10 protein-coding genes are annotated in these 11186 nt (G+C 57.6%); 4 read left to right on the forward strand and 6 right to left on the reverse strand.

All coding sequences use genetic code 11. From position 1 onward, the window contains the following. Window positions 1–12: 12 nt before the first annotated feature. From dut to ACR0BD_RS03010, 3 genes are read left to right on the forward strand one after another with little or no spacing between them, the layout of a single operon-like run. Window positions 13–468 carry a dUTP diphosphatase gene (dut, locus tag ACR0BD_RS03000; RefSeq protein WP_480828830.1) on the forward strand — a complete coding sequence of 152 codons (456 nt, stop codon included), beginning with the start codon at window positions 13–15 and terminating at the stop codon, window positions 466–468. After that, complete coding sequence (locus ACR0BD_RS03005; protein WP_480828795.1) at window positions 469–1512, forward strand: HesA/MoeB/ThiF family protein; 1044 nt, start codon at window positions 469–471, stop codon at window positions 1510–1512. Window positions 1513–1570: 58 nt separating this feature from the next. Then, window positions 1571–3586: a M3 family metallopeptidase gene (locus ACR0BD_RS03010; RefSeq protein ID WP_480828796.1), complete on the forward strand. Its 2016-nt coding sequence runs from the start codon at window positions 1571–1573 to the stop codon at window positions 3584–3586. Here the strand turns inward: ACR0BD_RS03010 and ACR0BD_RS03015 are convergent. Genes ACR0BD_RS03015 through ACR0BD_RS03040 form a run of 6 tightly spaced genes read right to left on the reverse strand, consistent with a single transcriptional unit; the run spans window position 3583 to window position 10147 of the window. Further along, complete coding sequence (locus ACR0BD_RS03015; RefSeq protein WP_480828798.1) at window positions 3583–4515, reverse strand: 2-hydroxyacid dehydrogenase; 933 nt, start codon at window positions 4513–4515, stop codon at window positions 3583–3585. The two genes, ACR0BD_RS03010 and ACR0BD_RS03015, sit on opposite strands and share 4 nt — an antisense overlap. A 15-nt stretch (window positions 4516–4530) precedes the next feature. Then, window positions 4531–5670, reverse strand: coding sequence for a rod shape-determining protein RodA (rodA, locus tag ACR0BD_RS03020; protein WP_480695148.1), 1140 nt, complete (start codon window positions 5668–5670; stop codon window positions 4531–4533). Continuing rightward, window positions 5667–7616 (reverse strand): penicillin-binding protein 2, encoded by a 1950-nt coding sequence (mrdA, locus tag ACR0BD_RS03025; protein ID WP_480828800.1) that lies wholly within the window; start codon window positions 7614–7616, stop codon window positions 5667–5669. The genes rodA and mrdA overlap by 4 nt, the downstream gene beginning before the upstream one ends. Then, the gene (locus tag ACR0BD_RS03030; protein WP_480828801.1) at window positions 7613–8149 is read right to left on the reverse strand and encodes a rod shape-determining protein MreD; all 537 of its coding nucleotides are present in this window, start codon (window positions 8147–8149) and stop codon (window positions 7613–7615) included. Before ACR0BD_RS03030 ends, mrdA begins: the two co-directional genes overlap by 4 nt. Beyond that, window positions 8142–9044, reverse strand: a complete 903-nt coding sequence (gene mreC, locus ACR0BD_RS03035) for a rod shape-determining protein MreC (protein ID WP_480828802.1) — start codon at window positions 9042–9044, stop codon at window positions 8142–8144. Before mreC ends, ACR0BD_RS03030 begins: the two co-directional genes overlap by 8 nt. Window positions 9045–9100: 56 nt before the next feature. Next, entirely contained in the window at window positions 9101–10147 is a 1047-nt protein-coding gene (locus ACR0BD_RS03040) for a rod shape-determining protein (protein WP_039523195.1), read from the reverse strand. A gap of 155 nt (window positions 10148–10302) precedes the next feature. On the opposite strand from ACR0BD_RS03040, the gene rlmJ reads away from it, so the two are divergent. Continuing rightward, window positions 10303–11088: a 23S rRNA (adenine(2030)-N(6))-methyltransferase RlmJ gene (gene rlmJ / locus ACR0BD_RS03045; RefSeq protein ID WP_480828803.1), complete on the forward strand. Its 786-nt coding sequence runs from the start codon at window positions 10303–10305 to the stop codon at window positions 11086–11088. The last annotated feature ends 98 nt before the right edge of the window (window positions 11089–11186 follow it).

Genomic DNA, 11186 nt, shown 5'->3' on the forward strand with positions numbered 1-11186 from the left:
AAAGGACCCAGGATGGTAGCGATCCGTGTGATCCGAGACGAGGATTCCGACTTGTCGGTGCCATTGCCCTCATATGAGACCGCAGGTGCTGCGGGCGCAGATATACGCGCGAACCTGCCGGGAAAAGCGTCAATTCAACTGGAACCGGGTCAAAGAGCGCTGGTACCCACTGGATTGCGCGTTGAGATCCCGCAGGGTTACGAGATTCAGGTGCGGCCGCGTTCGGGACTGGCCTTGAAACACGGCATCACCTTGCCCAACACACCCGGCACAATTGACAGCGATTATCGTGGCCCTTTGGGTGTGATTGTCCTGAATGCGGGCCAGGATACCTTTGAGATCGCACATGGCGAGCGTATCGCCCAATTGGTTGTTGCCCCGGTTGTGCAAGCCGTGTTCGAGGCAGCCGATACCCTCAGCGATACGGATCGCGGTGCGGGCGGTTTTGGTTCGACCGGGCGAGGCTAGATGCTGCTGATCCTCATTCTTGCCTCCGCTCTGTGGGGTATCGGGTATTTGGCGGGTGTGTCACGCACCGCGCGCATGGCCTCGGTCGGCGTTTTGCTGCTAGGTGTCATCGTGGCGCAGCTGGTGCTACCTGACGGCCACCCCTTGCGCGAGGCCACCGGTGGTTCTGCTGCGATGTGGTTGATATTGGGTGGCTCGGCGGTTTTGGTTCTGGTTTATGGAAAGGTGCTGAAAGCGCTGCGAGATCGCGCTGCACCTTCCACGACCAAGGAGCCCGCCATGCCATCTGACCAATTTTCTGAAACTGAGCTGGAACGCTATGCGCGCCACATCGTGCTGCGGGAATTGGGCGGGCCGGGTCAAAAAAAGATGAAACACGCCCGGGTGCTTGTGATAGGCGCGGGTGGCCTCGGTGCTCCGGCATTGCAGTACTTGGCAGCGGCGGGTGTCGGCACGATCGGTGTCATTGACGATGACGTGGTCGAGAATGCCAACCTTCAGCGACAGGTGATCCACCGAGACGCAGATATCGGTATGCCCAAAGTGTTTTCGGCGCAGCAGGCCATGTTGGCGCAGAATCCAAACGTGGTGGTTTTGCCCTATCACCGACGTCTGACCGACGAGATTGCGTCCGACCTGTTTGCGGATTTTGATCTGGTGTTGGACGGTACTGACAATTTCGATACGCGCTATCTGGCCAATCGGACCGCCGCGGCATTGGGCAAACCGCTGATCTCGGGCGCGTTGTCTCAGTGGGAAGGGCAATTGAGTGTTTTTGACCCTGCGGGCGAAGCGCCTTGCTACCAATGCATTTTTCCAGAGGCACCCGCGCCCGGATTAGCCCCTTCCTGCGCCGAGGCCGGAGTGGTTGGCCCGCTTCCGGGTGTGGTGGGGTCGATGATGGCGGTCGAGGCGATCAAGGTCATCACAGGGGCCGGTCAGGCCCTTCGTGGCGACATGCTGATCTACGATGCACTTTATGGCGAAAGCCGGAAAATCACTCTGTCGCGCCGCGCTGATTGCCCGGTTTGCGGCACAGATTGATTATCTGCACTGGACCGGTGCCGCCTCTGTTCCTAGGTAATGGTCAAAGGAGAGCTCTATGACCAACCCGATCCTGTCCGATTGGACGACCCCGTTCGAAATTGCACCATTCGACAAGATTTCCGACGAAGATTATGCGCCCGCATTGGACGAAGCCCTGCAAACCCATAACGCTGAAATCCAAGCAATCGCGAATAATCCAGAGGCACCCACGTTCGCCAACACGGTCGAGGCTCTTGAGGTTGCGGGTGAACAGGTGAAAAGGGTTCTGTCCGTTTTTTATGCCGTCGCAGGGTCTGACAGCAATCCCAAGCGCGAGGAATTGCAGCGCGAGTTTTCGCCAAAGCTGGCGGCGCATTTCGCAGGGATCTCGTCGAACAAAGCCCTGTTTAACCGGTTGGCTGATCTTTGGGGCCAGGTGGATGACCTGAACCTGAGTGACGAGCAAAAACGTGTGCTGATGCTGACGCATCGCGGTTTTGTAAGATCCGGGGCTGCCCTTACCGGCGCAGAAGACGTGCGGATGCAGGAGATCAAGGCGCGGTTGGCGTCATTGGGGACGTCCTTCACCCAAAATATTCTGGCTGATGAGCGTGAATGGTTCATGGAATTGGCGGAAGATGATCTGGAAGGCTTGCCGGAATTCGTCGTGAACGCGGCGCGTGCGGCGGGTGAGGAAAAAGGTGCAGGCGGGCCTGTTGTAACGTTGTCGCGATCCTTGATCGTGCCGTTTCTGCAGTTTTCCAACCGTCGTGATCTGCGTGAAAAGGCCTACCGGGCGTGGACAGCGCGCGGCGCAGGTGGAGGCGAAACGGATAACAGGGAAATCGCGACCGAGATTTTGCACCTGCGCGAAGAACGCGCAAAACTGCTGGGTTATGACAGCTTTGCAGCCTTCAAGCTGGAAACCGAAATGGCAGGTACCCCGGATCGGGTGCGCGAATTGTTGATGCAGGTTTGGGAACCGGCCAAGTCGCGCGCGGATGCGGACGCCGAAACCCTGCAACAGATGATGCAAGCCGACGGTGTAAACGGATCACTCAAGGCTTGGGATTGGCGTTATTACGCCCAGAAACGCCGCAAGGTCGAACATGATCTGGATGAGGCCGAGCTGAAACCTTACCTGCAATTGGACCGAATGATCGAGGCCGCTTTTGATTGCGCCAATCGTCTGTTTGGATTGGAATTTGCACCATTGGACGTGCCGCTCTACCACCCCGATTGCCGTGCGTGGGAGGTCACACGGAACGGTCAGCATGTTGCAGTGTTTATCGGCGATTACATCGCGCGCGGATCCAAACGTTCGGGCGCGTGGTGCAGCGCCATGCGATCTCAGGCGAAGTTTCCCGATGTTCAAACACCGATCGTCAAGAACGTCTGCAGTTTTGCGAAAGGCGAGCCCACGCTTTTGTCATACGATGATGCGCGAACCTTGTTCCACGAATTCGGTCACGCCCTGCACCAGATGTTGTCGGACGTGACTTATGAAAGCATCTCGGGAACGTCGGTAGCGCGCGATTTTGTGGAACTGCCCAGCCAGCTATATGAACACTGGTTGGAGGTCCCGGAAGTATTGACGAAATTCGCCACTCACGCCGAGACCGGCGCGCCGATGCCGAAAGACATGTTGGAAAAAGTCCTACGGGCTGCCAATTTCGATCAGGGTTTCCAGACCGTGGAATACGTCTCTTCGGCCTTGGTTGACTTGGCCTTTCATGACGGTCCCGCGCCTGTCGACCCGATGGTAAAACAGGACGAAGTTTTGGCCGAGTTGGGGATGCCGCAGGCGATAGGTATGCGGCACGCAACCCCGCATTTTTCGCATGTCTTTGCCGGTGACGGGTACAGTTCGGGTTACTACAGTTACATGTGGTCCGAGGTTATGGATGCAGATGCATTCGCCGCCTTTGAAGAGGCCGGTGGCGCTTTTGATCCCGAACGCGCCAAGGCGTTAGAGGAACATATCCTGTCCACCGGTGGCTCGCGCGAAGCGGAAGATCTGTATATGGCGTTCCGCGGACGTCTTCCCGGTGTTGAGGCGCTGCTGAAAGGGCGGGGTTTAATCGCCGCTTAATATCCCAAAGAACGATCGACGAGGTGCAGGAACGGCTCTCCGGCTTCGCCTCGTCGAATATTCTCGCAGATCACCTGCGCTGCAGTTACGGGGCGTGTTTCGGACGCAATATGTGGCGTCACGGTTACGTTTGGATGTGCCCAATAGGGGTGATCCACCGGCAAAGGCTCGGTTCGAAAAACATCAAGCGTGGTATGCCCGACCTGTCCGCTATTCAGCGCGTCAAGCAAAGCGTCATCGTCAATCAACGGCCCGCGCCCGGGATTGATAATGCACGCGCCTGAGGGCAATAGGGCCAGCGTTTCGGCGTTGATCGTATTCTCGGTCGCCGGTGTATCGGGCAGCAACAAAACCACGATCGCGGATTTGGAAAGGGCAGTGCGCAGACCCTCTTGGCCATGCATGCAAGTGATATTGGGAATGTTTTTTTCCGTGCGGCTCCAACCTATGAGGTCAAAGTTTAGATAGGCCAGTGCTTGCGCTGCTGCGCTGCCCAAAACGCCCAGTCCCAAGACACAGACCGTGCGGTCCGAAGCCAGCGGAGGTGCGATAGGTGTCCACACGCCGTTCTGGACCGTGATGTGCTTGTCCATACCCAGATGGTACCGCAGCACATGTCCCACCACCCATTCAGTCATGCCTTGAGTCAGCCCGTGATCAACCATCCGCGTCAATGGAACGGTCAGGGTATGATTGTCCGAGATGCTTTCCACCCCTGCCCATAGGCTGAGCACCGCCTTGAGCCGTGTGTACGGGCTGAAATCCGACAACCCACCGTTCGGGGCATAGACCACGTAGTCCACCTGATCCGGTGCCATCTGCGTATCCAGATTAACATCCAGCCCCGCGTCGGATAGCCCTTTCGTCAATAAGGGTTGGTATTCTGGCCATAGTTCAGGGCGCGCAGAAAACAGAACGTTTACGGGCATTGGTGGCCTTTCAGCTTAGCGGGGGCGGTGAATATGCGCGCTTTGAACGATGCCGAACGCGGCCATCAGGACAAGCATGGCCGACCCACCATAGCTGACCATCGGCAGCGGAACACCAACGACCGGGGCAAGGCCCATGACCATCGACATGTTCACAGCAAAGAACAGGAAGAAGTTCAACGCGATACCCAGCGTCACCAGCGACGAAAACCGATCTTTCGTCATAAGCGCTGTTACAACACAGAAGACAAGGATCAGACCGTAGAGGGTTAACAGCGTTATGCCGCCGACAAAGCCAAACTCTTCGGCCAGCGTGGTAAAGATGAAGTCTGTGTGCTTTTCGGGTAAAAAGTTCAGCCGCGATTGCGTTCCCTGCATGAACCCACGCCCATTCCAGCCGCCCGATCCCAAGGCGATCTTGGACTGAGTGATGTGGTAGCCCGCGCCCAACGGGTCTGTGGAGGGGTCCAGAAATGTATCAATCCGTCGGAACTGATAATCCTTGAGCAGCTGCCATTCAGTGCCGCGGCTGTTGAAGACTGTGGCGACCAGTCCGACGCCTGCAGCTATGACAGCCGCAAAGTAAGCCCAATGAACCCCCGCCAGAAACATCAGACCGCCACCCGCGGCCAGTAGCAGGATCGAAGTGCCAAGATCCGGTTGGCGCAATACCATGAAGGTCGGTATCAGGATCAATACAACCGGTATTATAACCCACAGCGGCCTTGAGGTTTTATGCGACGGAAGCCAGTCATAGTAGGCTGCCAGAACCATCACCAGCGCGACCTTCATGACTTCGGAGGGTTGCAGCCGCATAAAGCCCAAGTCGATCCAGCGCTGTGCGCCCATGCCGATCGTTCCGAAAAGTTCGACTATGATCAGCAACCCGATCGAACCCAGGTAGGCCAGGACAGACATGTTGCGCCAGAACCAGATGGGCACCATGGCGATGATGAACATCACGGCAAGCCCCAGCCCGAACCGCTCCATCTGGGGTTCGGCCCAAGGGGTCCATGATCCACCCGCCACCGAGAACAGCATCAGGAAGCCTGCGCTGGCCACGCTGATCAGCAACAGCGTCAACGGCCAGTTCATATAAAGGAATTTGCGAAACCCCGAGGGTGTGGATTTGACGGCGTATTCCAAATAGCTCATGCGCGGTCTTTCTCGGATGGACGCGCTTTGGGGCGGCGGTCGCCCTCAAGCTGTTTTTGCTGTTCTTTGATGCGGTCCCGATCGGCAACCGGATAAGCTTCTAGCGGAGGTGTGCCGTTGTAGAGCGCCTGCAACATGATGTCCCGCGCGACCGGAGCCGCCGCTTTCGAACCGCCGCCGCCGTGCTCTACCACTACGGCGATCGCGTATTTGGGCTTGTCATAAGGTGCGAAGCTGACGAACAGGGCGTGGTCCCGGCGTTCCCACGGCAGGTCCTCATTTCTGATAACCCCGGCTGCGCGTTCGGCCTTGGTGATGTTGCGAACCTGGCTGGTGCCTGTTTTGCCGGCCATGCGGAAGTCTTCTGCAATAATGCGACTACGATAGGCCGTGCCGCGCCGGTCGTTGGACACCGAAAACATCGCTTCGCGGATATACTTCAGATTGTTCGGGTTTACGGCCAATGGCTCGCCCGCACCCGATGGCTGCTCAACCCCGTTGATCGAACGAACCAGGCGAGGTTTGACCTCACGTCCAGTGGCAATTCGGGCGGTCATAACCGCAAGCTGCAAGGGGGACGCCAGCATAAAGCCCTGACCGATCGATGCATTCGCGGTATCACCAACCAGCCAGCCTTCGCCGTGGACGCGCTCTTTCCAAGCCTGATTAGGGGCCAATCCAGCGGCGACCGCAGACATTGGAATGTCGTGCTTGACCCCCAGTCCGAACGTACGCGCCATATCCGATATCTTGTCGATCCCCGTTTTCAGGGCGACATCATAGTAGTAAACGTCGCAGCTGCGTTTCAGCGAAAGCTCAAGATCAACTGTTCCGTGGCCACCGCGTTTCCAGCAGTGAAAACGTCGGCTGCCAACTTTAAGGTGACCGGGGCAGTACACGGTATTGCCGGGACCCACGACACCAGCCTCAAGTGCGGCCATGGCAGTGATCATCTTGAAGGTCGACCCAGGCGGGTAGGTCCCCTGCACGGTCTTGTTCGCAAGCGGGCGGTAATTGTCCTGCGTCAGTGTTCGGTAATCGGCAACTGATATGCCGCGCACAAACAAGTTGGGGTCAAAGCTGGGTGCGGAACTGATCGCCCGAATATCGCCAGTCTCACAATCGATCACGACGGCGGCGGCGCTTTCTCCGGCAAGTCGGGCTTGGGCGTATTGCTGCAGGTCAGCGTCTACGGACAGTTGCAGATCGGCTCCGGCCTCGCCTTCCTGACGATCCAACTCGCGCATAACACGGCCGGTGGCGTTGACCTCGACGCGTTTGGCGCCTGCCTTGCCGCGCAGCGAAATTTCCTGTTTCGCTTCCAACCCAACCTTACCGATCTGGAACCGGGGGATACGCAGGACGGGCTCGGGGTCTTCGATCTGGCTTAGGTCATAGTCGCTGACCGGGCCGACATAGCCGACCACATGTGCAAAGTCTTCGTAACGCGGATACTGCCGTGTCATACCGACTTCGGGCGTTACACCGGGTAGGGCGGGGGCATTAACCGCAACTTTCGAGATATCTTCCCACGTCACCTGATCCGCCAGCGTGACGGGCAAGAAAGGGGCCGAGCGGCGCATCTCGGCTTTGGCGCGTTCGATTTCATCTTGGGTCAGTGGAATAATGCTGGACAGTTTCGAGATAACGGCATCCACATCACCGGCATCCTCGCGCACCATCACGATCCGGTACGAAGGAGAGTTTTGGCCGATGATTTGCCCGTTGCGGTCGTAAATTCGGCCCCGTGTTGGTGGAATCAGGCGAATATTGATCCGGTTCTCTTCTGCAAGCAGGCGGTATTCGTCGGCTTGCTCGACCTGCATGAACCGCATCCGCGCAGCAAGGCCGCCGATAAAGACGGCTTGCATTCCACCAAGTATCAACGCTCGTCTGGGTAGACGTTTATATGCAAGGCCTTGCGATTTTGGTTTGCGCTGCTTCATGGCCGTGCTCCTGCGGATCCGGCCTCACCGGCAGATATACGTCGCACGCCAAAGCCGCTCTGGCTTAGGAAAACCACCACTGGGTAAACTGCGATTGTCAAAACCACTTGTATCACGACCAGTCCCAATGCCGCCTGCTGCACAGATAGAATAGCAAGAACTACCCGGTTCAGCACAAAAACTGCCGTGATCACGACCGCAGCCGTTGTCCATTCGCTTGCGAACCCTCCGTCCCGCATTCCTGGTGCCGAGTTTCGCAGAAAACCCGCGCCAATAACGACCAGCGCGGCCAATAACCCTGGCGGTCGTTGAAGCAGAAGGTCAGCCGTCAGCATGACAACCGCGATAAGGGGAACAGGCACGTATTCAGGTCGCCGTACAACCCAGACAAATGTGAGTGCGATAAGCAGATCCGGAAATGGCCATCGGTCTGGCTTGGAATCCAATGGCAGAAGGTGCAGGAACAGGATCAGTGTCGCCAGAAACAGATACAGCCCTCGCTTGGCCCAGAGTCGAGACGCTTGCCTATCCATCACCAACCTCCGCAGGGGTCAGGGCGGCCTCGGGGCGTCTGGGGCCAACGATATCGCCGGAATCGTCAATCGCCGGGGCAGAATGGAACCGCAAGACGCGTAGGAACTCGAGCCTTTCGAAATCGGCAGACAGACGGACGCGAAGGCGCCCACCGGGGTCCTCAGCAATTTGGCCAATCAGCAGGCCACCGGGAAACACCCCCCCATCCCCTGAGGTGACAACCCGATCACCGGGGCGCACTAGCTCGCGGTTTTCGAGAAACTCTACGGCGGGTGACGAGGTATTGTCACCTGCGATCAGGGCCGTTTGACCCGAAGGCTGAATCGTCGCGGGAATGGCGCTGGATGCGTCGGTCAACAGGATCACCCGAGCCGTGTCAGGGCCGACGCCCGAGATGCGCCCGACCACTCCGATCCCGTCCATCGTAGCCCATCCATCCATAATGCCGTCACGCTCGCCGACATTAAGCAGAACGGACTGCCGAAACGGAGAACCACTGTCCGCCATTACGACCCCAGTTATGTAGGTCAGACGCGGGTCCAGACGGACATTGTTCAGATCAAGCAAGCGGGCATTTTCCTGCTCTAGCTGAAGGGCCGCTTCTTTCCACGCTCGCATCAGGCGCAGTTCACTGCGCAGCTCTTGATTTTGCTCGCTCAGGCGTTGGTAGCTTTGGAAATCCCGGACCAGATTGATCAGGCCAGTCACAGGGACCATCGCCCATTCCATCGAGGGGACGACGCTATCCACCACTTGCGCGCGGAAACGTTCAACGCGCGGGCTATCAATTCGCCAAACCAGAAAGATTCCGAGCAAGCATAGTACAACAATCCCCAACAGCAGGCGGCGCAGAGGGGCAGTGTATTCGTCGCGTTGTGATCGGTCCTTTGCCACAGGTTACCTTCCCGTGCTGCTCGTGCCCGAGTTCTCACCCCATAAAGGTGCGCGCCTTAGCTTTCGTAGTCAATCGCGTGACGCAGTTGTTTTTCGTATTCCAGCGCTTTGCCGGTGCCCAAAGCCACACAATTCAGGCTTTCATCGGCAATCGACACGGCCAGACCCGTCTGTTCGCGCAGCGCCAGATCCAGATCGCCCAGCAGCGCACCACCACCCGTCAGCATCACGCCCCGATCCACGATGTCAGCGGCCAGATCGGGCGGCGTGGTTTCCAGCGCGGTCATCACCGCCTCGCAAATTTGCTGAACGGGTTCGGAAAGAGCCTCGGCGACTTGCGCCTGACTGATTTCGATTTCCTTGGGCACGCCGTTCAACAGGTCACGGCCCCGGATATGCATCGACTGGCCGCGGCCATCGTCGGGCATACGGGCGGTGCCAATGGTGGTCTTGATGCGCTCCGCAGTGGATTCACCGACCAGCAGGTTTTGCTGACGGCGCAGGTACGAGATGATCGCCTCATCCATCCGGTCTCCACCAACACGGACCGAGCGGGCGTAAACAATGTCACCCAGCGACAGAACCGCGACTTCGGTCGTACCGCCGCCGATATCGACGACCATGTTTCCCGTTGGGTCTGTGATCGGCATGCCAGCGCCAATCGCAGCGGCAATCGGTTCGGCAATCAGGCCTGCGCGACGCGCACCTGCTGACAGAACCGACTGTCGGATTGCCCGCTTTTCGACCGGAGTCGCGCCATGGGGAACGCAAACGATGATTTTGGGTTTCGAAAAGGTCGAACGTTTGTGCACCTTGCGAATGAAGTGCTTGATCATTTCCTCCGCGGTGTCGAAGTCGGCGATCACGCCTTCACGCATCGGGCGGATGGCTTCGATCGAACCGGGCGTCCGACCCAGCATCAGCTTGGCATCCTCGCCCACGGCCAGAACTTTCTTAACGCCGTCCTTGACGTGATAGGCCACAACCGACGGCTCCGAGAGGATAACACCACGCCCTTTGACATAAACCAGCGTGTTCGCTGTCCCAAGGTCGATAGCCATGTCCGCCGTGAACAAGCCGCCCAGATTGCCAAAAATGCCCATGTTTTCACTGATCCCGTTCGTCAGAATTTCCACTGCCCGCGACTCGACGGTTCCGGGACGGATGCCTTATAGGGTGCCATCTCGTCCGGTAAAAGGGCTGATTCCGCGACAATCAGCACCTTTCCGCCTTATTGATTGGGACTTTAGAAGGCAACATGCTCTCATATCAACATATTTACCATGCTGGAAATCTGGCTGATGTACAAAAGCACGCTTTATTGGCTTGGATGCTGGATTACCTGACCCAAAAAGAAAAGCCACTGACCTATCTTGAGACGCATTCCGGGCGAGGTCTTTATCACTTGGATAACGCCGCAGCGACCCGAACAGGTGAGGCCGCAGCCGGCATCGGGCGCGCAGTGCGCGAGGGATGGTTCGCAGAGTCCCATCCGTTGACTCGGGCTTTGACCAAAGTGCAGGCACAACATGGGTCGCAGAGCTATGCGGGGTCACCCTTGATCGCGGCCAACCTGTTGCGCGATCACGATAGTATTCAACTGGCAGAGTTACACCCACAGGAATACGAAGCCTTGTCGCTGACAATGTCACCCTTTGGCGGACAGGTTCACAAACGGGATGGGTATGAGCTGGTGCAATCGCTTTGCCCGCCGACCCCGCGCCGGGGGCTCATGCTGATCGATCCGAGTTATGAGGTGAAATCCGAATACGATCGTCTGCCGGGTATTATTGCCAAACTACATCGCAAGTGGAACGTGGGCGTGATCGCATTGTGGTATCCTATTTTGACAAGCGATCTTCACAAGCCAATGATTTCAAGCCTGAATTCACAAGATTTTCCGAAAGCTGTATGCCATGAGGTTCGTTTCCCACCCGTTCGCCAAGGGCACCGGATGGTTGGTTCAGGGATGTATGTTTTGAACGCACCTTTCGGTATCGAAAACGAGATGAACCGCCTGACGGAGCTTTTTGCGGGTCTCTGATCGCTCTTTTGGCCGACAACCTGAGACCTCCCGCCTTGTTGGCCTGCATCAAAGATGCCGTCAAACAAGTTGGGCCCGGCAGCGCGCCAGGGGCGCCC

Source organism: Ruegeria sp. G5, assembly GCF_056533365.1.

Coding starts and splice junctions, on each gene's coding strand:
- ACR0BD_RS03005 (WP_480828795.1), top strand. CDS start 469: ATGCTGCTGATCCTCATTCTTGCCTCCGCTCTGTGGGGTATCGGGTAT.
- mrdA (WP_480828800.1), bottom strand. CDS start 7,616: ATGAAGCAGCGCAAACCAAAATCGCAAGGCCTTGCATATAAACGTCTA.
- ACR0BD_RS03040 (WP_039523195.1), bottom strand. CDS start 10,147: ATGGGCATTTTTGGCAATCTGGGCGGCTTGTTCACGGCGGACATGGCT.
- ACR0BD_RS03030 (WP_480828801.1), bottom strand. CDS start 8,149: ATGGATAGGCAAGCGTCTCGACTCTGGGCCAAGCGAGGGCTGTATCTG.
- ACR0BD_RS03010 (WP_480828796.1), top strand. CDS start 1,571: ATGACCAACCCGATCCTGTCCGATTGGACGACCCCGTTCGAAATTGCA.
- dut (WP_480828830.1), top strand. CDS start 13: ATGGTAGCGATCCGTGTGATCCGAGACGAGGATTCCGACTTGTCGGTG.
- rodA (WP_480695148.1), bottom strand. CDS start 5,670: ATGAGCTATTTGGAATACGCCGTCAAATCCACACCCTCGGGGTTTCGC.
- ACR0BD_RS03015 (WP_480828798.1), bottom strand. CDS start 4,515: ATGCCCGTAAACGTTCTGTTTTCTGCGCGCCCTGAACTATGGCCAGAA.
- rlmJ (WP_480828803.1), top strand. CDS start 10,303: ATGCTCTCATATCAACATATTTACCATGCTGGAAATCTGGCTGATGTA.